Here is a 21,749-nt window from a genome sequence, read left to right as displayed (position 1 = left end):
CGGGGAGGGGCACATGTCGCGCACGACGATCAAAGACGTCGCCGCCGAGGCCGGGGTCTCGCTGGGTACGGCGTCACGTGCGCTCTCCGGCAACGGCAGCATTGCCGCGCCGACGCGGGAGCGTGTTCTGGCGGCGGCCCGTCGGTTGAACTTCGTCCCGAATGCGCAGGCCGGTTCTCTGCGATCGGAGCGCACACGCACCATCGGGTTGTTGATCCCTGACATCCGCAACCCCTTCTTCGCCGAGCTCGCCCACGTGGTGGAACGGAGCGCACGGTCGGAGGGCCTCAGTGTCATGCTGTGCAGCGCCGACGAGGACCCCCAACAGATGCACGATTACGCCACGGTGCTGCGGCGCCAGCGCGTGGACGGCATCATTGTGGCCCCCTTCTCCACGGCCAGAGACTCCTTGCGAGAACTTCAGGGCAGCGGCACACCGCTGGTGTTTCTCGATCGCACCATCCCTGGGATGGGGGTCCCCGCCGTCGTTTCCGACACCCGAGACGCCATCGCAGATGCCGTGAGGTACCTGGTGGACCAGGGGGCTCACAGGATCGGCTACATTTCGGGGCCTTCGGAGACGACGACGGGCGTTGAGCGATTGGCTGAATTCCGTGCCGCAGCTGCAGCCTCCGGGGTCGACATCGAAATCGCCCACGGGGATTTCCAAGAGCACTCAGGCCGGCTCGGAATGCGCTCGCTGTTGGCGCGGGGCGTGGACGGCGTCCTTGCCTCCGACTCCCTCATGACCATCGGCGCGTTCAAGGAATGCCGCGCGGCCGGCGTCAAGCCTGCCCAAGATCTGCCGTTCGTCGGCTTCGACGACATCGCGCCCTTCGCGCTGTTGCAACCCTCGCTGCCGCTCATCTGTCAGGACCTCCACTCCATGGGGGCCGCCGCTGTTCAGATGCTCCTGACCCAACTGGGCGGCGTGACCTCATCCCAGGAACTTCGCCTGGAGGCCCACCTCAAACTTCCCTCCGGCTCGGAGGCGGACAGTGCTCAACCCATCGATCCACATCACCACGAGAGCTGAGGTCAGTACTCATGCCCGATCAGAGAACACCCCTGCTCACGCTGAAATCCGTGAGCAAGTCCTTCGGCCCCGTCAAGGTCATCGACGACGTCACCGTGGACGTGCGTGCCGGTGAGGTCGAAGTCCTGCTGGGGGAGAACGGCGCCGGGAAGTCCACCCTGATCAAGATGATGTCCGGGATCTACCAACCGGACACCGGACGGATCCTGGTCGACGGCCAACCGGTTCACCTTCCCGACGTGAAGGCCGCGGAAGCGCACGGAATCGCGACCATCCACCAGGAACTCAACCTGGTGCCCCAGTTGAGCGTCGCGGAGAACATCACCCTGGGACGGACACCGCAACGGTTCGGGGTCGTCGACAAGCCTCGGATGAATGCGGTCGCCCGCGAAGCGCTCGAACGGATCGGACTGGACGTTCCGCTGGCCAAGCCGGTCGGGGAACTCGGGGTCGCTCGCCAACAGTTGGTCGAGATCGCCAAGGCGCTGTCCCAGGACGCTCGACTCCTGATCCTGGATGAGCCCACGGCTGCCCTGACCGGGCGTGAGATCGATGCGCTGTTCGAGGTCGTCGACGACCTCAAGCGCCGCGGCGTGGGAATGGTCTTCATCTCTCACCACCTGGACGAGATCCCGCGGATCGGGGACTCCATCTCCGTGCTGCGTGACGGACAGTTCGTGGCGCAGGTCCCGGCCAACACGTCACAGGACAATCTGATCGCCCTCATGGTGGGGCGCGATATCGACGACCAGTTTCCCCGGAAGCGCCCGGAGGAGCAGGGCGAGCCGCTGCTCGAGGTACAGGGTCTGAGCTCCGGAGAGGCCTTCGAGGACGTCAATTTCTCGGTCCACGCCGGTGAGGTCCTGGGCATTGCCGGACTGGTGGGTGCAGGGCGTACCGAAGTCCTCCGCGCGATCTTCGGCGTCGATCCATATGACTCAGGGTCCGTGACGCTGCAAGGCAAGGCGCTGCCGCCGCACGACGTTGGGCGTTCCATCGCCGAGGGTTTGGGGCTCGTCCCGGAGGACCGGAAGTCCCAGGGACTGGTCCTCGATGCCAGCGTGGGGGACAACGCGGGACTCGCCACCCTCCGCTCGACCTCGAAGTTCGGGCTGGTCGACCGAAGCGGACAACGATCCCGTGCGCAGGTCGTGACGGACCAACTGGCCGTTCGAATGGCCGGTTTGGACCAGCCCATTCGGGACCTCTCCGGCGGCAACCAACAGAAGGTCGTGTTCGCCCGGTGGGTCATGGCCGATGCCAAGGTCCTTCTGCTCGACGAACCGACCCGCGGTGTCGACGTCGGCGCCAAGGTCGAGATCTACGAGCTGATCAACGAAATCACGTCCCTGGGCGGCGCAGTGGTCATGGTGTCCAGCGAACTGCCTGAAGTGCTCGGCATGAGCGACCGGGTGCTCGTGATGAGCAACGGACGCGTGGCAGGCGTCCTGGATGCCGACGACGCCACGGAGGACTCGGTCATGGCCCTGGCCGTCTCCGAAGTCACCTCAGCTGTCACAGCATCAGAGCCCTCCACCAAATCCGCGGGCACCCCCTCCTGATCCGCCGCAATACCCCGGGAATCGCAAGATCCTGAGAAAGGAGTTGCGGCCATGACCGCGACCGCCACGTCCAACACCAAGCCCGCCGACCGCCCGAACCGACCGAGCGGGGCAGCCCGCCTGGGTCAGTGGGCCATGAACAACGGGGCCCTCGTGGGCCTGATCCTCCTCTGCCTCGCGCTGTTCATCGCAACCCCCGACTTCCTGAAACTCGACAACCTGGTCAACATCGGAATCCAGGCCTCGGTTGTGGCGATCATGGCCTTCGGCATGACTTTCGTGATCGTCACGGCCGGCATCGACCTCTCCGTGGGTGCGGTTGCTGCGCTGGGTGCGATGGTCTCCGCCTACTCGTTCAGCACGCTCGGGCTGCCCGGTATCCTCACACTGTTCATCGGACTGTTGATCGGCGCACTCGCCGGAGCCATCTCCGGACTGTCGATCGCCTACGGCAAGCTGCCCGCGTTCATCGCAACCCTGGCCATGATGAGCGTGGCCCGCGGTCTGACCCTGGTCATCTCCGACGGGACCCCGATTCCGACCTCCGGTTCCGTGTCCCTTCTGGGCAGCAGCATCGGGGCGTTCCCCGTCCCGATCATCGCCATGGTGATTGCCGGTCTGCTCTGCTGGTTCGTGCTCTCCCGAACGGTCCTCGGCCGTTCCATGTACGCCATCGGCGGCAACGAGGAGGCCGCGCGGCTCTCCGGTCTGCCCGTCAAGCGCATCCTCGTGACGGTTTACGCCCTCGCCGGACTCTTTGCCGGTCTGGCCGGCATGGTGCTTGCGGGGCGTCTTTCCTCTGCGGGCCCGCAGGCGGGTGTGGGGTACGAGTTGGACGCCATTGCCGCCGTCGTGATTGGTGGTGCGTCGCTGTCCGGAGGCTCCGGACGCGCCACGGGGACCCTGGTGGGCGCGATCCTGCTCGCAGTGATCCGCAACGGTCTGAACCTCCTGAACGTGTCCTCGTTCTGGCAGCAGGTGGTCATCGGCTTGGTCATCGCCCTGGCGGTCGGCTTCGACGTCCTGCGTCGCAAGACCGCCCGCTGATCGAGCCTTCCGAGCGAGGAGATCACCATGAACACCATCACCCAACACCTGAACAGCAGGCGCGACTTCCTGGCCCTCACCACGGCGACCGTGGTCGGGGTGGCACTGACGGGCTGTAACCGTGGCGAACGCCCGGACCGCATCACCTTGGCAGTGTCCACCCAGACCAACCCGTTCTTCGTCCAGCTGATCAACGGGGCAGAAACGGAGGCCGAAGCGCAGGACATCGAGCTCAACGTGCAGGATGCCTCCGACGACGCGGCGCGCCAGGCGGACCAGATCGCCACCGCGATCACCCAAGACGTGGACGTCGTGATCGTGAACCCCACGGATTCCGACGCCGTGTCCGTCTCCGTCGAAGCCTTGAACGAGGCCGGAATCCCCGCCATCGCCGTCGACCGGGACGCGACGTCCGGGGAACTGGCGAGCTTCGTGGCCTCCGACAACGTGGCCGGAGGAACCCAGGCCGCCCGAACGTTGGCCGAGGCGCTCGGGAAGAAGGGGGAGGTCATCGTCATCCAGGGCGTCCCGGGGTCCTCCGCTTCCCGCGACCGTGGCAAAGGGTTCACGGACGGCATTAAGGAGTTCCCGGACATCACGATTGCCGCGCAACAAACCGCGAACTTCGACCGAGCGGAGGGCCTAGACGTTGCCACCAACCTCATGCAGGCCCACCCGGAGGCCGTGGGGATCTTCTGCGAGAACGACGAAATGGCACTCGGCGCCGTGGAGGCGCTGGGTGCCCGGGCGGGCAAAGAGGTCTTCGTGGTCGGCTTCGACGGCACGGTCGAAGGTGTGCAGGCCGTGGCCGACGGCTCGATGCTCGCCACGATCGCCCAGCAGCCCGAAGAGCTGGGCAAGCAGGCCGTTCTGGAAGCCATCAAACTGATCCGCGGCGATCAAGCCGCCCCAGAGGTCTCGGTGGACGTCGTGACGGTCACCGAGGAGAACGTGGGTGACTACCAGTGACCGGGAACAAGCAGGATTCCATGGCCGGGATCGTGGTGGTGGGCTCGATCAACGTGGACCTGTCCGCCCATGTACTCCGGCACCCGCTGCCCGGTGAAACCGTCCACGGGACCGGCGGGCACATGCTGCCCGGTGGCAAGGGCGCCAACCAGGCGGTCGCCGCCGCGCGCCTGGGTGGTTCCGTCACGATGGTCGGTGCGGTCGGCACGGATGCTTCGGCCGATATCGCCTTGAGTTGTCTGCGCGAATCCGGAGTCGATCTCACTCATGTCGCCCGCGTCGACGGGCCCACCGGGCTGGCCGTGGTCACGGTCGACCAGCAGGGCGAGAACTCCATCGTGGTGATCTCCGGAGCAAACTCCACTGTGGACGCACACCGTGTGAACGATGCTGCCGAGGTGATCCGGGGTGCGGCCGTCGTCGTGTGCCAGGGGGAAATCCCGGCGGAGGGGGTTGAAACGCTACCGGGGCTCGCCACGGGGCGTTTCCTGCACAACCCCGCTCCGGTCCTGGACCTGGACCGAGAGGCCTTGCTGGCCTCAGACCCGCTCGTGGTCAACGAACACGAAGCGGCACTGGTCCTGGAGCAGCTCGACAGCCGCCTGCCCGCAGCGGCCGACCCTGAAGAACTCGTTGCATTGCTCAGGGCCACCGGAATCCCCTCCGTCGTCCTCACCCTGGGCGCCAAGGGGTCGCTGGTTTCCGACGACGACGGCACCCACAAGGTCCCCGCCGCCCCCGTTCACGCGGTGGACACCACCGGCGCAGGTGACGGTTTCATCGGTGCGCTCGCGGTGGGGCTGGCCCGGGGGGAGAGACTGTGCGACGCGGCCTGCACGGCTTCACGGGTCGGCGCGTTCGCGGCCACTGGAATCGGCGCCCAGCCCAGCTACCCGTCCGTCACGGATAACCTCCCGCAGCTGGGGGGTACGGCGTGAAACGGGGCGGAATCCTGCATGCCCAGCTCAACGAACGGATCGCCCGCTTGGGCCATACGGACACGTTTGTGATCGGCGACCGGGGCCTGCCGGTTCCCCCGGGCGTCGAGTGCGTGGACCTGGCCGTGATCACGGGGGTTCCGAGCTTTGCGAAGGTACTGGAGGCAGTTCTGGCGGAAGTCGAGGTGGAGGCTGCTGTCATTGCAGCTGAAGCAGACACGTCGCCCGTGCGTCAGGTGTTGGCCCGCAACCTTCCGGAGGCTCGGCGGGTCCCGCACGAGGAGTTCAAAGAACTGACCCGGCAGGCGCGTTTCGTCGTGCGCACCGGGGAGGCCACACCCTACGCGAATGCCATCCTGCGATGCGGGGTCCCGTTCTGAGCAGATCCGGGCCACACGCCCAGCAGAACCGTGCCTCAGGCGGGCAGTTCTGACAGGTAAAAGGCCACTTCGCCTGCGCTGAAGTGGCCTTTTACCTGTCACACCTGTCAGAGGTGCTCGATGGTCAGCTCCAGGGGCTCTCGACGCCGATGTACTGCACCGTGCTGTACTCCTCGATGCCCTCGGCCCCGCCCTCGCGGCCCACACCGGACTGCTTGACGCCTCCGAAGGGTGCCGCGGCGTTGGAGATGACCCCGACGTTCAGCCCCATGAGGCCGAACTCGATGCGGTCGGCCACACGGTAGGCGCGCTTGTAGTCCTCCGTGAACACGTAGGAGGCCAGCCCGTACTCGGTGGTGTTGGCGATCCGGACGGCGTCGTCCTCGTCCTTGAACGTGATGACCGGGGCCACGGGGCCGAAGATCTCCTCGCAGGAGACCCGGGCGTCTTCCGGCACGTCGGCCAGGACGGTGGGGGCGTAGAAGTACCCCTTGTCACCCACGCGGTGACCGCCGGTGACCACGCGGGCGCCCTTGGCCAAGGCGTCGTCGACGAACGCGGTGACGGACTCCAGCGCGTTCGAATCCACCAGGGGTCCCACCTTGGTGTCCTCCAACGTTCCGTCGCCCACGGTGAGCCCGGCCAGCGTGGTGGCGAACTTCTCCATGAACTCCTCGGCCACGGACTCGTGAACCAGAATGCGGTTGGCGGCGGTGCAGGCCTCGCCCATGTTGCGCATCTTGGCCGCCACGGCACCGGTCACGGCCTTGTCCAGGTCGGCGTCGTCGAACACCAGCAGGGGGCCGTTGCCGCCCAACTCCATGGAGGTGCGCAGAACGCTGTCCGCGGCGTCCTTCATGAGTTGCTTGCCCACGGGGGTCGAGCCCGTGAAGGAGACCTTGCGCAGGCGCGGGTCCGTCATGATCGGCTTGGAGACCGCCGACGCGGACTTGGAGGAGACCACGTTGAGCACACCGGCGGGCAAGCCGGCGTCGATCATGATCTGCGCGAAGTACTGCGAGGTCAGCGGGGTCAGCTTGGCCGACTTGAGCACCATGGTGCAGCCGGCGGCGACGGCGGGTGAGACCTTCCGGGTGGCCATGGCCAGCGGGAAGTTCCACGGGGTGATCAGGTAGCAGGGCCCCACGGGTTTGTGCCGGACCACCATCTGCAGGTTGCCCTCTGGGGTGGAGGCCGTGCGGCCGTAATGCCGCACGGCTTCTTCGGAGAACCAGCGCAGGAACTCCCCGCCGTAGGTGACCTCCCCGTTCGCCTCGGCCAGTGGCTTGCCCATCTCCAGGGTCATCAACAACGCCAGGTCATCGCGACGCTCCTGGACCAGGTCGAAGGCACGGCGCAGGATCTCGGCGCGCTCGCGGGGAGCGGTCCGTGCCCAGCTCTCCTGGACTTCGGCGGCCGCGTCCATCGCGGCCTGCGCATCCTCTGGGGTCGCGGAGGCCAGAGTGGCCAGGACCTCCCCGGTGGCAGGGTTTTCGACGTCGAAGGTCCCGCCGTCCGAGGCGTCCCGCCAGGTCCCGTTGATCAACAGGCCTTTGGGCGTCCTGGCAAGCAGATCGCGGATCTGTTCGGCGGACACGGAGGGGGCTCCGGTGGCTACGGCGGTGTGTTCGGCCATGGGGTGGGTCTCCTTCTGCGGCTGTCATCATCGACAGCATGGGGCGTCCGGCGGGCAGGGGCTCACCGGCAGGTTCGGGATCATCCTAGGCACGCCTCAGCCTGGATTATCAGGGGGCCAGGGCCGCTGATTTGGTGCACAGCGCACCGTTCCCGCGGCGGGAATCAGCGACTCTTGGCTGCGATCAGGCGCGACTCCGCATCCGCGCCGGGGCCGATGCCGCGCGGGATGCGGACCAGGAACACCAAGCCGAGCACCCACCACAAGCCGAAGACCACGTAAGGCGGCACGGTCAGCGATGCGGGCATCCCGGGGATGTAAAGCGACAGCAGGGCCGCGCACAGTAGAACCGAGAGACCGCCGATGAACATGCCCCCGTGTCCGCGGCCACCGATCCGGAAGGGGCGGGGCATGTCCGGTTCACGCCGACGCAGGATCACGAACACGATCGACACCATGAAGTAGGCCATCACGATCGACGGCGACCCGGAATCCACCAGCCAGCCCAGCATCTCCTGACCGAAGAACGGCGCCACCGCGGAGATCACGCCCACGAACAGCAGCGCGTTGACCGGGGTGCCGAACCGCGGATGGATCCTGGCGAACCAGGTGGGGATCATCCGGGAAGCACCCAGCGCCCAGAGCAGACGGCTGGCTCCCATGAGCAGGGAGTTCCACGAGGTCAAAATGCCTGCCAGGCCACCGGCCAACAGGAGGTTGGCGAAGACCTGGGAATCGAAGGCCGCTCCGATGGCATCGGCCACGGCAATGTCCGCCACGGCAAGCTCGCCAGCGGGAAGGGAGGCGGAGGTGGCCAGGACCACCACGACGTACCAGACGGCGGCCATCATCACGGCGACCACGATCGTGGCGCCGAGCTTCTTGGCCGGAATGTGCATCTCTTCGGAGACCTGCGGAATCACGTCGAAGCCCACGAACAGGAACGGCACCACCACCAGGACCAGGAAGAATCCGCCCAAGCCGCCCGTGAAGGCGGGCTCCATGTTCCCCGCGGAGCCTCCGGTGAACGCGCCGAACACCATCATCGCGCCGATGATCAGCAGGAACAGGACCACGAAGGTCTGCACCACGGAGGCCTGTTTGACGCCGATGATGTTGATCCCCGTGATGATCACCGCGAAGACCGTGCCCACGAGGGCCCACACGAGGTACACCTCCGAGCCCGCGACCTCCCACAGTTTGACGTGTTCGAGCAGGCCCGGGGCAATGTAGCCGATGGTGCGCGGCACAGCCACCGCCTCGAAGGCCACGATGGTGATATACCCGACCGTGATGGCCCACGAGCCCACGAACGCCCACCGGGCACCCATGCCTCGCATGAGGTAGTTGTGCTCACCACCGGCGGCGGGCATGGCCGCGACCAGTTCGCCGTACACCAGGCCGACGACCGCCATGATGGCCCCGCCTGCGAGCATGGCCAGCACGGCGCCCCACGTTCCGGCGTCGTTGATCCACCCGCCCGTCAGGATGACCCAGCCGAAGCCGATCATCGCGCCGAAACCGAGCATGATCGCATCCAGCGCGCCGAGGACCTTCTTGAACCCACGGTCGTGATGATCGTGCCCGTGGGAATCGTGTGGTGGTCGCTCGGTGATGTTTCCGGAATCCATGGGTGAATGGTAGAGAACCCGGCCCCGGTTCGACAGAGGACGAATGCTGTCCGCGTGACCTGGTTTAATCTGCCCCTGACCGACGGGCCGGGCCCGATCGAATCCACGCAGATTCCCAGGCAGGACGAACGGAGCCACCATGACCCCCACACCGTCGGATCCGAGCACCACCGCAGCACAGCAGCCCTCGGTCGGTGAGGCTGACAGCCACGAGGTCATCCGTGTCCAAGGGGCACGGGAGAACAACCTCAAGGGGATCGACGTCGAGATCCCCAAACGCCGTCTGACGGTGTTCACCGGAGTGTCCGGATCCGGAAAGAGCTCCCTGGTCTTCGGCACCATCGCCGCCGAATCACAGCGGCTGATCAACGAGACCTACAGCACCTTCGTCCAGGGCTTCATGCCCACCCTGGCCCGCCCGGACGTGGAAGTGCTGGAGGGTCTGACCACCGCGATCATCGTGGATCAGGAACGGATGGGGGCCAACGTCCGCTCCACGGTCGGCACCGTGACCGATGCCAACGCGATGCTGCGGATTCTGTTCAGCCGGTTGGGCACACCGCACATCGGCTCGGCCAAGGCGTTCTCCTTTAACGTGGCGACCATCAGCGGAAAGGGCGCCGTCACGCTGCAGAAGGACGGCAAGGAGGTCAAGGAACGCCGCGAGTTCAGCATCACCGGCGGCATGTGCCCCGCGTGTGAGGGCCTGGGGCGCGTTTCAGATTTCGATTTCACCGCCATCTACGACGCCGAGAAGTCCCTCAACGACGGCGGCCTGACGGTCCCCGGCTACTCGATGGAGGGTTGGTACGGGCGGCTGTACGGCGGCTCCGGGTACTTCGACATGGACAAGCCGATCGGGAAGTTCACCGAGCAGGAGTTCCAGGACCTCCTCTACCGCGAACCCACCAAGATCAAGGTGGACGGGATCAACCTGACCTACGAGGGCGTGATTCCCCGGATCCAGAAGTCCATGCTGTCCAAGGAACGCGAATCCCTGCAGTCCCACATCCGCGCGTTCGTTGACCGGGCGATCACCTTCACCGCCTGCCCCTCCTGCGAGGGAACGCGTCTGAACGACGCCGCGCGGTCCGCCAAGATCAAGGGCATCTCCATCGCCGATGCCTGCGCGATGCAGATCAGCGACCTGGCCGAATGGGTCCGGGGCATCGAGGAACCGTCCGTCGCCCCGCTGCTCACCTCGCTGACCGAACTGCTGGATTCCTTCGTCGAGATCGGATTGGGGTACCTGGCGCTGGAACGGTCGTCGTCGTCGCTCTCCGGAGGCGAAGCGCAGCGGACCAAGATGATCCGGCACCTCGGCTCGCCGCTGACGGACGTGACCTACGTGTTCGACGAGCCCACGGTGGGGCTGCACCCGCACGACATCCAGCGGATGAACAACCTCCTGCTGCAGCTGCGCGACAAGGGCAACACCGTGCTGGTGGTCGAACACAAGCCGGAGACCATCCTGATCGCCGATCACGTCGTGGACCTGGGCCCGTTGGCGGGCACAGCGGGTGGCGAGCTGCAGTACGAGGGACCTGTGGAGGGCCTGCGTGCCAGCGACACGCTCACGGGTCGGCACCTGGGGGACCGGGCCGCGCTCAAGGATTCGGTGCGCAAGCCCTCCGGGGCGATCGAGATCCGAGGTGCGGACAGGCATAACCTGCGCGACGTCGACGTCGACGTTCCCCTGGGGGTGCTCACGGTGGTGACCGGTGTGGCCGGCTCCGGCAAGAGTTCGCTGATCCACGGGTTCCTGGCCGAGGCCGCCGGGGACGACACGGTGATCGCCATCGACCAGAGCGCGATCAAGGGTTCGCGCCGCTCCAACCCGGCCACGTACACGGGTCTCCTGGAACCGATTCGCAAGGCTTTCGCCAAGGCCAACGGCGTCAAGCCCGCACTGTTCAGCGCCAACTCGGAGGGGGCCTGCCCCACCTGCAAGGGCGCGGGGGTGATCTACACGGACCTGGCGATGATGGCCGGCGTGGCCACGGAATGTGAGGACTGCGAGGGCAAACGCTTCCAGTCCGCCGTCCTCGAGTACACACTCGGCGGACGCAACATCAGCGAGGTCCTGGGAATGTCCGTGGCCCAGGCCCGGGAGTTCTTCGACGGCGCATCGGGCACCACCAACGACGACGGGCAGGCCACCGAGGGCTTCAAGCTGCCCGCCGCGCACAAGATCCTGGTCCGCCTGGACGACGTGGGGCTGGGGTACATCACCCTGGGCCAGCCGCTGACCACGCTCTCCGGGGGCGAGCGGCAACGCCTCAAACTGGCCACGAACATGGCTGAGAAGGGCGCGATCTACGTCCTGGACGAGCCCACCACGGGTTTGCACTTGGCCGACGTCGAACAACTGCTGGCCCTGCTGGACAAACTCGTGGACTCGGGGAAGTCCGTGATCGTGATCGAGCACCATCAGGCGGTCATGGCCCACGCGGACTGGATCATCGACCTGGGCCCGGGAGCCGGTTCCGACGGCGGGCGGGTGGTGTTCGAAGGCACTCCCACCGACCTGGTCGATTCGGCGCAGACGCTGACCGGTCAGCATCTGGCCGAGTACGTCAGCGGCTGAACGCCGGGGGCGTTTCCGAGTGCTCCTGGGTGTGGTGCAGGGCGTCCAGGAACAGGTGGGTAACGTGCTCGTCCGTGAGCTGGTAGCGGCTCTGCCGCCCCTGCCGGACCGCCTGCACCAGGTGTGCTTCCCGGAGGACCTTGAGGTGCTGGGAGACCAGTGGTTGCGCGAGTTCCAGGTGCTCGACCAACTCGCCCACGAAACACGGCGACTGCGTCAGGCGGTGCACGATGGCCGAACGCGCCGGGTTGGACAGTGCGGAGAACATGGGGGACACCGCGGCGTAGGGTGCAAGGTGCGGGTTGTCGTCGATCACGAATGTTCCTCCGGGGTCAGCTCACACTAGGCTAAGCGCCGCCCCGGTGTATTGCCGCTCATGCGCCACCGAATGCGTACCCTGAGTGCGGTGGGCGAAGCGTTCACCAGATCGATCAGAAGGAGTCTCAGCGTGGACAACGTCGACAACCTCCCCAGCGCCTCCGTGGACGAGGTCCCGGCCGACGCCAAGATCCTGGACGTGCGTGAGGACTTCGAATGGGAAGCGGGGCACATCGACGGCGCCCAACACATCCCGCTGGGTGAGCTCTCCGCCCGCTACGGAGAGGTCCCCGTGGACGAGGACGTCTACGTCATCTGCCGCTCCGGGGGACGATCCCTGCGTGCAACCGCCTTCCTGGCCGGCACGGGATTCGACCCCGTCAACGTGCTGGGCGGCATGGGGGCCTGGGCCGACGCCGAGAAGCCCATGGTCTCCGAGTCCGGCGACGAACCGACCGTGAAGTGACGGCCCGCCGCCCATGACCATCGCCTACCTGGGTCCCGCCGGGACCTTCACCGAGGCTGCCCTGCGCCAGGTCGACCCCGACGGCACCGACCACCTTCCCGCCAGCTCGGTCCCCGCCGCGCTCGCGGCGTTGCGCGACGGGCGTGTGAGTTCCGCCGTCGTACCGATCGAGAACTCCGTGGAGGGTGGGGTTTCCGCCACCCTGGACGCCGTGGCCGTGGGCCCGGAGGTCCGCATCCTCGCCGAGATGCTCGTGCCGATCCGGTTCAACCTGGTGGCCACGCAGGACAAGCCTCTGAGCGAGATCAAGGCCGTGTCCACCCACTCGCACGCCTGGGCCCAGGTCCGGGACTGGGCCGAAACCCACGTTCCGCAGGCCGAGTACATCCCCGCCTCCTCGACCGCGGCCGGTGCCCTGGGACTGCTCGGTGACGAAACGGTGCCCTACGACGCCGCGATCTGCGCACCCACGGTGTGCGAGACGCATCCCGAACTTCTGGTGCTGGCCGAGAACATCGGCGACAACCCGGAAGCCGTGACCCGCTTCGTCCACCTGGGCGGCCCGGAGTCTCCGCTGCCCGAACGGACGGGCGCGGACCGGACCACCCTGGTCATTCCCCTCTGGGAGGACCGCGCCGGCGCCCTGATGGAGATCCTGGAGCAGTTCGCCACCCGCGGGGTCAACCTGAGCCGAATCGAATCCCGGCCCACGGGCAACTACCTGGGGGACTACTTCTTCTCGGTGGACATCGACGGCCACGTCCAGGACGAACGAGTGGCAGAGGCCCTGGTCGGTCTGCGCCGGATCTGCCCCACCACACGCTTCCTGGGCTCATACGCCCGGGCGGACCACAAGCCCGCCGTCGTCGCCGGTCACCACACCGACGGTGCCTTCACCCAAGCCAGGGACTGGGTGGCGGACTTGCGCAACCCGCGATAACGGGTCTGCACCCCCATACGTCCCTGGTGTGCGAGGCGTCCCGGCAACGGAGCCGTGACGCGGAAATGAGTTGCCATGGTTGAACAACTCGAAGGCTGGGAGCAGACACTCACGGCCGGGCCCCTGCTGGGAATCGCGGCGGCGGCCATCGTGGCCCTGCTGGTGTTGATCATCAAGTTCAAGGTCCACGCGTTCGTGGCCCTGATCGTGATCAGCGGGCTCACCGCGGTGGCCGCGGGAATCCCGATGGATGCAGTGGTCCCCGTACTCACGGACGGATTCGGTGGCACCTTGGCCAGCGTGGCCCTCCTGGTCGGGCTCGGCGCCATGCTGGGGCGTCTGCTGGAAACCTCCGGTGGGGCGCAGGTTCTCGCCGACAAGCTCATCAGCGTGTTCGGGGAGAAGCGGGCACCGTTGGCCCTGGGCATCGCGTCCCTGCTGTTCGGCTTCCCGATCTTCTTCGACGCCGGTCTGGTGGTCATGCTCCCCGTGGTGTTCTCCGTGGCGCGGAGGCTGGGCGGGTCCGTACTCCGCTATGCGCTGCCCGCGGTGGGCGCGTTCTCCGTGATGCACATCTTCCTGCCCCCGCACCCGGGCCCCGTGGCCGCCTCGGCGTTCTTCGAAGCCAACGTGGGAATCGTGCTGCTGCTCGGCGTGCTGGTCGCGCTGCCCGCCTGGTACCTGAGCTCCTACCTCTTCGGCCTGAACTCCGGGCGGAGGATCAACCTGCCGGTGCCCACCATCCTGGGCGAGGCGGAGGAGGTGCAGAACCCGCCGAAGACCGGAACCGTGGTCTTCGTCCTGCTGCTGCCGCTGATCCTGATCTTCCTCAACACGGGTCTCACCACGTTGCTGGACTCCGGTGTGATCGCCGAGTCCGTGGGAGACGCGCTGTGGTACCAGATTCTGGTGGCCGTCGGTCAGACTCCGATTGCCTTGACCATCACGCTGATCGTGGCGGCCTTGCTGATCGGGACCGCGCGCGGGGTCAGCGGATCGGCGATCGAGAAGACCTTCGAGTCGGCGCTGGGCCCCGTGTGCTCGGTCATCCTGATCACCGGTGCCGGTGGCATGTTCGGCGGGGTGCTGCGCGCCTCCGGCATCGGGGACGCCCTGGCAGATGTCCTCTCCGACCTGGGTGTTCCGGTGATCCTGGCCGGATTCCTGATCTCCCTGGTCCTGCGCGTCGCCCAGGGCTCGGCCACCGTGGCCCTCACGACGGCGGCAGGCCTGATCGCACCCGCGTTGGCGGCCGGTGACTTCAACCAGGTGCAGGTGGCCGCCCTGGTCCTGGCCGTCGCGGCCGGTTCGGTCGCACTGTCCCACGTCAACGACTCCGGCTTCTGGCTGGTCGGACGCCTCCTGGAGATGGACGTCAAGACCACGTTCCGCACCTGGACCGTTCTGGAGACCCTGATCGGCGTCATCGGCTTCGCCCTCTCGGCCGTGATCTTCGCCCTGGCCGGAGCGTTCTAGCGCGCAACAACAACGAGCCGGCCCGGCAAGGACGCGGGTACGGCGGGTGCGTCGGTACTTGCGGCTCAGGTGAGGATGTCGTGCGCGTCGTCCCCTTGCGACGGCGGGACGCGCAGGGCCAGTGCCTCCGGCATGATGTTGGCCTCGAATGCGGTGATGCGGCCCAGTCCGTCGCCGTCGATCTGCGCCTCGGTCGGCTTGTGGAACTCGGCGCGCAGCTTCTTGCACATGTGGTGTTCCATGGCGGGCAGGTCGTGCCGCTGTTTGAAGATGATCTTGCTGGTCAGGATCACCCAGCCCAGCGGCCCGCGGGGCGCGATGACCACGGCGTCCATCCGCCCGTCGTTCAACTTGGCGCCGGGCACCAGGACCAAACCTCCGGTCAGCACGCCGCAGTTGGCGGCCATGATGGAGCGCAGGCGCTTGGTCTGCCAGGGGCCGTCGTCGATGCTGTACCGCGTCCAGGCGGGTTCCGCGGTCAGGCGGCGCATCCCGGCCTCCGTGTAGGCCATCCACCCGATCTGTCGTTTGAGCTCGTCGCGGGTGTTGGACATGATCTCGGCGTCGAACCCGGCCCCGCCCATTACGCACAGGGCGTGTTCGAAGCGCTCACCCCGCATGTTCTCCGTGCTGAAGGACACCATGTCGATCAGGCGCTGGTCACCGAACAGTGCGATGTCCACGGAATGATGCACGTCGTCCAGGTGGGCACCCAGGTTGCGGGCCAGGAGGTTGCCAGTACCCAGGGGAATCAGGCCGAGGGGGGTGCCCGAATTCGCCAGGACCTCGGCCACGGTGCGCACCGTCCCGTCGCCGCCGGCGGCCAGGACGACGTCGGCCCCCGACTTGAGCGCGGCCTGGGCCATTGAGGTCCCCGGATCGTCCACGGTGGTGGGCAGGAACACGGGGTCCGGCCACCCGGCCTTGCGGCAGGCGACCACGACGGTGTCGCGCGCCGAGTCGGCGTCGTACTTGGAGGGGTTGATCACGACCGCCACGCGTTGTGGGGTTGGCGTTGATGCCACGGTTGGCTCCTAGCCGCGGTGACGGGGGATGTCTGCGGTAGATGACGGGAAAAATCATGGGAAGACCGTCGAGGTCTTCGACGGGATGCGGCGGGCACAGTGTGTTCCGCCCACTCGAGGATAGCCATTACCCGGGCCGCTCCGGGCTGCTCCGGGTGGGGCGGAACCTCGGATACCCTGGCCTGGTGATCGACATCAATCTTCTTCGCGAACATCCTGACCAGTTCCGCGCCTCCCAGACCGCCCGCGGCCTGTCGCCCGAGAGCGTCGACGACGTCCTTGCGGCCGATGCGGCGCGCCGGTCCGCGATCACTGAGTACGAGAACCTTCGTGCGGAGCAGAAGGTGTTCGGCAAGAAGGTGGCTCAGGCGCAGGGCGAGGAGAAACAGCAGCTCCTCTCAGAGGTCAAGGAACTGGCCAACCGCGTCAAGGACGCGGACAACCGCGCAGTCGAGGCGCAGAGCGCGATCGACGAGCTGCTCAAGACCATGCCCAACCTGATCATCGACGGCGTCCCCACCGGCGGCGAGGACGACTACGAAGTGGTCAAGCACGTCGGAACCCCGCGGGACTTCACTGTGGAGGGTTTCGAACCGCGCGACCACCTGGCCATCGGCGAGCTGGTGGACGGCATCGACATGGAACGCGGCGCCAAGGTCGGCGGCTCCCGGTTCTACTTCCTCAAGCGCGACATCGCGCGCCTGGAGACCGCCTTGCTGCGCATGGGCCAGGACCTGGCGGTGGACAACAACTTCATCTCCCTGACCACCCCCACGCTGGTGCGCCCGGAGATCATGGCCGGCACGGGCTTCGACGTCGAACACGACGCCGAGATCTACCGCCTGGAGAAGGACGACCTCTACCTGGTCGGCACGTCCGAGGTGGCGATCGCCGGGTACCACGCCGACGAGATCCTGGACCTGACCACCGGACCCCTGCGCTACGCGGGCTGGTCCTCGTGCTACCGCCGTGAGGCCGGGTCGGCGGGCAAGGACACCCGCGGCATCATCCGCGTGCACCAGTTCAACAAGCTCGAGATGTTCGTCTACTGCGACGTGGACCAGGCCGAGGCCGAGCACGCCCGCATGCTCGAATGGGAAGAGCAGATGCTGCAGGCTTGCGGGCTGGCCTACCGCGTGATCGATACCGCCGCCGGTGACCTGGGGACCTCCGCGGCCCGCAAGTTCGACTGCGAGGCCTGGATCCCCACGCAGGGGCGGTATCGCGAGCTCACCTCGACCTCCAACTGCACCACCTACCAGGCCCGCCGCCTCAACATCCGCGAGCGGCTGGCCGACACCACGGTGGACGGCAAGGTCAAGAAGGGTGGCACCCGCACCGTGGCGACCCTCAACGGCACGTTGGCGACCACCCGCTGGCTGGTCGCGATCCTGGAGACGCACCAGCAGGCCGACGGCTCGGTCATTATCCCCGAGGCCCTCCGCCCGTACATGCGCAACCAGGAACGCATCGACGTCATCGCCTGACCCCATTCCTCCCGCCGAGTTCGGGGTTGTTCCGCCTATTTCGCCGAATAGGCGGAACAACCCCGAACTCGGCGTCAAGGTGTCAGGCGCCGTTCATCTCTCGGTTCGTCTGTGGTCCACCGAACGGAAGCGTGTCGTGGTGGTGTGACAGCATGACGACCATGACGACGCAGAAGAACACCGGCAGCGACGACCGGTTCGAGAACGCAGACCTCTTGGAAGAATTCGACGGCGAGTACAGCGCCGACCGCACCGGCGAATACGACGACGCCGTGGAGACCCCCGAGTTCCTCCAGCCCGGCACCTCGCCCTTCCCGGAACCCGACAGGGATCCGGTGGGCAGCGACTGGGAGCTCGAGAAGGGCGTCAAGTACCTGGTCGCCCTGGACGTGGACGGCACCCTGGTCGACCACGACGGTGCGATGTCCGACGAGGTCAAGGAGGCCGCCCTGGCGGCCGCCGCCGCAGGGCACCACCTGGTCATTTCCACCGGGCGCTCCCGTGGGGCCACGCTGCCCGTGTGCGAACAGCTGGGACTCGAGAGCGGCTTTGCGGTGTGTTCCAACGGCGGCGTGACACTCCAGCTGGACCCGAGCCTGCCGGACTATCACCGCGTGATCGACGCCGTGACCTTCAACCCCGGTGCCGCCCTGGACGCTCTCAAGGACGCGCTGCCCACCGCCAAGTTCGCGCTGGAGACGGCCGACGGGCACTTCTTCGCGACCGAACGCTTCCAAGACCGGTCCTTCGGGATCCAGGCCATCGGCACGGACATCCACCAGCTGGCGGACCTGGATGCCGTCCGCCTGGTGGTCTACAGCTCGGAGGAGACCCCGGAGGACTTCGCCCGGGCCATCGACGCCGCCGGTCTGCACGGTGTCGCCTACTCAGTCGGCTGGACCGCCTGGCTGGACGTGGCCGCTGCCGGCGTGTCCAAGGCCAGCGCGCTCGAACAGGTCCGCCGCTACCTCCACGTGGACCCCGCGCACACGGTGGCCATCGGTGACGGCCGCAACGACGTGGAGATGCTGGACTGGGCCGCGCGAGGCGTGGCCATGGGGCAGGCCCCCGACGAGGTCGTGGCCGTTGCACGGGAAGTCACCACCAGCGTCTACGAAGACGGCGCGGCCAGGATCCTTCGCAGCCTGGTCTGAGCCGACCGGAGCACCCCGCCCGGCCCGTGATCCACTGGACGAGTCGCACTGCGTGCCTGGGGCCACGCCGGTACGCGGTCATTGCTGCGTAATACTCATGCCTGCTCTGGCCAGGTGAAATGTCATTGAAAATCGCCAGTCGGAGGTCGATGCCGACTCATCAGTGAACTGTCGGAGTATGGTGGAGAGTGATCCCGGGCACGTCCCGGGGTGGCCTCCGGGAGTCCCGCCTCGGGCGCTGCATCCGTCCGAATGACGACATCGCCCGATGTCAAGCGACCGAGGGGGCATCGACCATGGACTATGTCACTGACCGGTGGCAACAGATCCTGTTCGCCAGCTGGCAGCACTTCTCACTGGTTGTCCAGTGCCTGCTGCTGGCAACGGTGATCGCCGTGGGACTGGCCATGGTCTCCTACCGCTCCGAAAGGTTGAGCAACCTGGCCAACAGCTTCACGGCCATCGGCTTGACCATCCCGTCCTTCGCGATGATCGGCCTGTTGATCGCGCCGTTGGGCTTCGGTGTGCTGCCCGCCGTCGTGGTGGTGACCTTCTACGCCGTGCTCCCGATCCTGCGCAACGCGGTGGTCGGGCTGAACTCGGTCCCGGGAGGCGTCGTCGAATCCGCCCGAGGCATCGGGATGAGCCGCATGGCCACGTTCTTCCGCGTGGAACTGCCCATGGCCTGGCCCGTGATCCTGACGGGCATGCGGGTCTCGGCCCAGATGGTCATGGGCATCGCGGCCATCGCCGCCTTCGTGCTGGGCCCGGGTCTGGGCGGCTTCATCTTCTCCGGGCTCTCACGTCTGGGCGGTGCCAACTCCCTGGCCTCCGTGATCACGGGCATTGTCGCCGTGATCGTGGTGGCCACCATCCTTGACGCCTTGCTGATCCTGCTGGGCCGACTCACAACCTCGCGAGGTCTCCGTGTCTGAATCCACCACTGCGCCCACAGAGCCCGGACGTATCACGGGCGTCCCCATCCTGCTCGACGGCGTCACCAAGCGTTACGGGTCCAAGTCCGCTCCCGCCGTCGATCACCTCACGCTCGAGATCCCGGCGGGCTCGACCGTCATGTTCGTGGGGCCCTCCGGCTGTGGCAAGACCACGACCATGAAGATGATCAACCGTCTGATCGAACCCACCGAAGGCTCGATCGTGATCGACGGCGAGGACGTGACCACCATGAACGGCGACGACCTGCGCCGCCGGATGGGATACGTGATCCAGGCCGGTGGCCTGTTTCCGCACATGACGGTTGCCGCCAACATCGGGCTGGTGCCCAAGATGCTCGGCTGGGACAAGCAGCGCATCGCGGAACGCGTGGACGAACTGCTCGAACTGGTGTCCCTTGACCCGGACAGCTACCGGGACCGCTACCCCAAGCAGCTCTCGGGTGGTCAGCAGCAGCGTGTGGGCGTTGCCCGCGCCCTGGCCGCGGACCCGCCCGTGCTGCTCATGGACGAACCCTTCGGAGCGGTGGACCCGATCACCCGCCAGCGGTTGCAGGACGAGATGATCTCGATCCAGAACGAACTGCGTAAGACGATCGTGATCGTCACGCACGACATCGACGAGGCCGTGAAGCTCGGCGACTGGGTGGTGGTCTTCGACGAGGGCGCACGGATCCAGCAGTACGACAGCCCCGAACGCATCCTGGCGGAACCGGCCAACGATTTCGTCTCCGACTTCGTGGGAAGTGGCGCAGGGCTGAAGGCGCTCGGTCTGACGCGCGTCAACGAGATGCCGATCCTGGACGCCGTCGTCGTGACCCCGGAGGACTCGCCCACCACTGCCGTGCAGAAGGCGGAAGCGGCCGGGCACGGTCACGTGGTGGTCCTGGACCGCGCCAGGCGGCCGATCGCCTGGCCGAGCGTGGCGCAGTTGCGCCGCGCCACCGCGCTGCCCACCCGCTACGAACCCGACCTGCCGATCGTGGGCATGGGCGCCACCCTGGAGGACGCGCTGGACACCATGCTGGTCTCCCGCGCCGGTGCCGCTCTGGTGGTGGGGCCCCGCGGCCGGTTCGAGGGTGTGGTGGACATCGACACCGTCATGCAGTCCTTGCGTGACAACCGGGGCGCCGCCGACACGGGTCGTTCACCCGTGGGGACCAACGACGCCGAGGCCAGGATCGAGGTGGCACCGGACACCGGCGAGATCACGTTGATCACCCCGGACCAGGTCGGCACCGGTCGCGGCCGCTACGACGACGGCGCCGCTGAACCCTCCCGTTCGGATGCCGACGAGGGATCCGACTCAACCGCGCTGCCGCAGACGAGTGGTGAGCGGCCATGAGCCAGCTGGACACCGAAAAGACACCGACGGAAGCGGCCTCCAAGACCGACACCGGACTCGAGGTCGACCGTGGCGGACGGGCGTCCCTGCTGCTGTATCCGGTCATCCTGCTGGCGATTCTGGGCGCGCTGTTCGCCTGGCTGTACACGCGGGACCTCAGCGACACCGAGATGGTTACCCTGACCCCGGGTGAGTTGTGGTCGATGACCTTGGAACACCTCTACCTGACGGCCATCGCCACGGTCGTGGTCCTGGTGATCGCCATCCCGCTCGGCATCCTGCTCACGCGGCCGCCCATGCGGCGTTTCACCACACCGGTGACGGCCCTGGTCAACTTCGGTCAGGCCGCACCCGCCGTGGGTCTGATCGTGGTGTTCGCGTTCTGGATGGGCTTCGGACCGACCGCGGCCATCGTGGCCCTGGTGGTCTACGCCGTCCTTCCGGTCCTCCGGAACACCATGGCGGGTCTGGACGCCGTGGACCAGTCCTTGGTCGAGGCGGGCCGGGGAATGGGGATGTCCGCGGCCGCGGTTCTATGGCGCGTGGAACTGCCCCTTGCCGTCCCGCTGATCCTGGCCGGGGTGCGAACCGCCCTCGTGTTGGTGGTCGGCACGGCAACGCTCGGGACCTTCATCAACGCGGGCGGGTTGGGGCTGCTAATCACCTCGGGCGTGAACCTGAGTCTGCCGCGCGTCCTGATCACGGGCTCGGTCCTGGTCGCCGTCCTGGCCCTGGCCGTGGACTGGCTGGGGCGCGTCGTCGAACACATTGCCCGCCCCCGTGGCCTGTGACGCCCCGA

19 protein-coding genes are annotated in these 21,749 nt (G+C 67.0%); 15 read left to right on the top strand and 4 right to left on the bottom strand.

What is annotated here, in order from left to right; genetic code table 11:
- Positions 1-13: 13 nt before the first annotated feature.
- Genes EDL96_RS08590 through rbsD form a run of 6 tightly spaced genes read left to right on the top strand, consistent with a single transcriptional unit; the run spans position 14 to position 5,932 of the window.
- Entirely contained in the window at positions 14-1,036 is a 1,023-nt protein-coding gene (locus EDL96_RS08590) for a LacI family DNA-binding transcriptional regulator (protein WP_158609564.1), read from the top strand.
- Positions 1,037-1,047: 11 nt separating this feature from the next.
- The gene (locus tag EDL96_RS08585; protein WP_123825385.1) at positions 1,048-2,598 is read left to right on the top strand and encodes a sugar ABC transporter ATP-binding protein; all 1,551 of its coding nucleotides are present in this window, start codon (positions 1,048-1,050) and stop codon (positions 2,596-2,598) included.
- Positions 2,599-2,649: 51 nt separating this feature from the next.
- Positions 2,650-3,645: an ABC transporter permease gene (locus EDL96_RS08580; protein ID WP_123825384.1), complete on the top strand. Its 996-nt coding sequence runs from the start codon at positions 2,650-2,652 to the stop codon at positions 3,643-3,645.
- Between the two features lie 27 nt (positions 3,646-3,672).
- A complete protein-coding gene (locus EDL96_RS08575) occupies positions 3,673-4,614 on the top strand; it encodes a substrate-binding domain-containing protein (protein ID WP_123825383.1) in 942 nt (313 codons plus the stop codon).
- Complete coding sequence (locus EDL96_RS08570) at positions 4,611-5,552, top strand: ribokinase (protein ID WP_325049545.1); 942 nt, start codon at positions 4,611-4,613, stop codon at positions 5,550-5,552. Before EDL96_RS08575 ends, EDL96_RS08570 begins: the two co-directional genes overlap by 4 nt.
- A complete protein-coding gene (gene rbsD / locus EDL96_RS08565) occupies positions 5,549-5,932 on the top strand; it encodes a D-ribose pyranase (protein WP_123825382.1) in 384 nt (127 codons plus the stop codon). The genes EDL96_RS08570 and rbsD overlap by 4 nt, the downstream gene beginning before the upstream one ends.
- A gap of 124 nt (positions 5,933-6,056) precedes the next feature.
- Here rbsD and EDL96_RS08560 read toward each other — a convergent pair whose 3' ends face one another.
- Both EDL96_RS08560 and EDL96_RS08555 read right to left on the bottom strand, forming a co-directional pair.
- Entirely contained in the window at positions 6,057-7,568 is a 1,512-nt protein-coding gene (locus EDL96_RS08560) for an NAD-dependent succinate-semialdehyde dehydrogenase (RefSeq protein ID WP_123825381.1), read from the bottom strand.
- 164 nt (positions 7,569-7,732) lie between these two features.
- The gene (locus tag EDL96_RS08555; RefSeq protein ID WP_123825380.1) at positions 7,733-9,199 is read right to left on the bottom strand and encodes an APC family permease; all 1,467 of its coding nucleotides are present in this window, start codon (positions 9,197-9,199) and stop codon (positions 7,733-7,735) included.
- Between the two features lie 139 nt (positions 9,200-9,338).
- Between EDL96_RS08555 and EDL96_RS08550 the strand changes: the two genes are divergently transcribed.
- The gene (locus tag EDL96_RS08550; RefSeq protein ID WP_123825379.1) at positions 9,339-11,786 is read left to right on the top strand and encodes an ATP-binding cassette domain-containing protein; all 2,448 of its coding nucleotides are present in this window, start codon (positions 9,339-9,341) and stop codon (positions 11,784-11,786) included.
- Here the strand turns inward: EDL96_RS08550 and EDL96_RS08545 are convergent.
- Complete coding sequence (locus tag EDL96_RS08545) at positions 11,776-12,102, bottom strand: ArsR/SmtB family transcription factor (protein ID WP_233568785.1); 327 nt, start codon at positions 12,100-12,102, stop codon at positions 11,776-11,778. The two genes, EDL96_RS08550 and EDL96_RS08545, sit on opposite strands and share 11 nt — an antisense overlap.
- A 132-nt stretch (positions 12,103-12,234) precedes the next feature.
- Here EDL96_RS08545 and EDL96_RS08540 point away from each other — a divergent pair, with 132 nt between their 5' ends.
- From EDL96_RS08540 to EDL96_RS08530, 3 genes are all read left to right on the top strand, one after another.
- Positions 12,235-12,570: a rhodanese-like domain-containing protein gene (locus EDL96_RS08540; RefSeq protein ID WP_123825378.1), complete on the top strand. Its 336-nt coding sequence runs from the start codon at positions 12,235-12,237 to the stop codon at positions 12,568-12,570.
- A gap of 13 nt (positions 12,571-12,583) precedes the next feature.
- Entirely contained in the window at positions 12,584-13,510 is a 927-nt protein-coding gene (pheA, locus tag EDL96_RS08535; RefSeq protein ID WP_123825377.1) for a prephenate dehydratase, read from the top strand.
- 75 nt (positions 13,511-13,585) lie between these two features.
- Entirely contained in the window at positions 13,586-14,986 is a 1,401-nt protein-coding gene (locus EDL96_RS08530) for a GntP family permease (RefSeq protein ID WP_123825376.1), read from the top strand.
- Positions 14,987-15,051: 65 nt separating this feature from the next.
- Here EDL96_RS08530 and EDL96_RS08525 read toward each other — a convergent pair whose 3' ends face one another.
- Positions 15,052-16,011 (bottom strand): diacylglycerol/lipid kinase family protein, encoded by a 960-nt coding sequence (locus EDL96_RS08525; protein WP_123825375.1) that lies wholly within the window; start codon positions 16,009-16,011, stop codon positions 15,052-15,054.
- Positions 16,012-16,196: 185 nt separating this feature from the next.
- Here EDL96_RS08525 and serS point away from each other — a divergent pair, with 185 nt between their 5' ends.
- The 5 genes from serS to EDL96_RS08500 all read left to right on the top strand — a co-directional run bounded on the left by serS (position 16,197) and on the right by EDL96_RS08500 (position 21,741).
- Entirely contained in the window at positions 16,197-17,498 is a 1,302-nt protein-coding gene (gene serS, locus EDL96_RS08520; protein WP_123825374.1) for a serine--tRNA ligase, read from the top strand.
- Between the two features lie 152 nt (positions 17,499-17,650).
- Complete coding sequence (locus tag EDL96_RS08515) at positions 17,651-18,652, top strand: HAD family hydrolase (RefSeq protein WP_407656936.1); 1,002 nt, start codon at positions 17,651-17,653, stop codon at positions 18,650-18,652.
- Positions 18,653-18,948: 296 nt separating this feature from the next.
- Positions 18,949-19,587 carry an ABC transporter permease gene (locus EDL96_RS08510; protein ID WP_123825372.1) on the top strand — a complete coding sequence of 213 codons (639 nt, stop codon included), beginning with the start codon at positions 18,949-18,951 and terminating at the stop codon, positions 19,585-19,587.
- The gene (locus tag EDL96_RS08505; protein ID WP_123825371.1) at positions 19,580-20,950 is read left to right on the top strand and encodes an ABC transporter ATP-binding protein; all 1,371 of its coding nucleotides are present in this window, start codon (positions 19,580-19,582) and stop codon (positions 20,948-20,950) included. The genes EDL96_RS08510 and EDL96_RS08505 overlap by 8 nt, the downstream gene beginning before the upstream one ends.
- Positions 20,947-21,741, top strand: coding sequence for an ABC transporter permease (locus EDL96_RS08500; RefSeq protein ID WP_123825370.1), 795 nt, complete (start codon positions 20,947-20,949; stop codon positions 21,739-21,741). Before EDL96_RS08505 ends, EDL96_RS08500 begins: the two co-directional genes overlap by 4 nt.
- The last annotated feature ends 8 nt before the right edge of the window (positions 21,742-21,749 follow it).

Origin of the sequence: Kocuria soli (assembly GCF_003797835.1) — a bacterium.
In the GTDB taxonomy this organism is placed as follows: domain Bacteria; phylum Actinomycetota; class Actinomycetes; order Actinomycetales; family Micrococcaceae; genus Kocuria; species Kocuria soli.
Note: the sequence above shows the minus strand (reverse complement) of the source record. Positions and strands in the feature narration are given on the sequence as shown.

Bases quoted from the DNA above. Each gene is read 5' to 3' on its own strand.
- EDL96_RS08590 (WP_158609564.1), top strand. From the start codon at position 14: ATGTCGCGCACGACGATCAAAGACGTCGCCGCCGAGGCCGGGGTCTCG.
- EDL96_RS08510 (WP_123825372.1), top strand. From the start codon at position 18,949: ATGGACTATGTCACTGACCGGTGGCAACAGATCCTGTTCGCCAGCTGG.
- EDL96_RS08500 (WP_123825370.1), top strand. From the start codon at position 20,947: ATGAGCCAGCTGGACACCGAAAAGACACCGACGGAAGCGGCCTCCAAG.
- pheA (WP_123825377.1), top strand. From the start codon at position 12,584: ATGACCATCGCCTACCTGGGTCCCGCCGGGACCTTCACCGAGGCTGCC.
- EDL96_RS08560 (WP_123825381.1), bottom strand. From the start codon at position 7,568: ATGGCCGAACACACCGCCGTAGCCACCGGAGCCCCCTCCGTGTCCGCC.
- EDL96_RS08550 (WP_123825379.1), top strand. From the start codon at position 9,339: ATGACCCCCACACCGTCGGATCCGAGCACCACCGCAGCACAGCAGCCC.
- EDL96_RS08585 (WP_123825385.1), top strand. From the start codon at position 1,048: ATGCCCGATCAGAGAACACCCCTGCTCACGCTGAAATCCGTGAGCAAG.
- EDL96_RS08555 (WP_123825380.1), bottom strand. From the start codon at position 9,199: ATGGATTCCGGAAACATCACCGAGCGACCACCACACGATTCCCACGGG.
- EDL96_RS08575 (WP_123825383.1), top strand. From the start codon at position 3,673: ATGAACACCATCACCCAACACCTGAACAGCAGGCGCGACTTCCTGGCC.
- EDL96_RS08580 (WP_123825384.1), top strand. From the start codon at position 2,650: ATGACCGCGACCGCCACGTCCAACACCAAGCCCGCCGACCGCCCGAAC.
- EDL96_RS08515 (WP_407656936.1), top strand. From the start codon at position 17,651: ATGACGACCATGACGACGCAGAAGAACACCGGCAGCGACGACCGGTTC.
- EDL96_RS08530 (WP_123825376.1), top strand. From the start codon at position 13,586: ATGGTTGAACAACTCGAAGGCTGGGAGCAGACACTCACGGCCGGGCCC.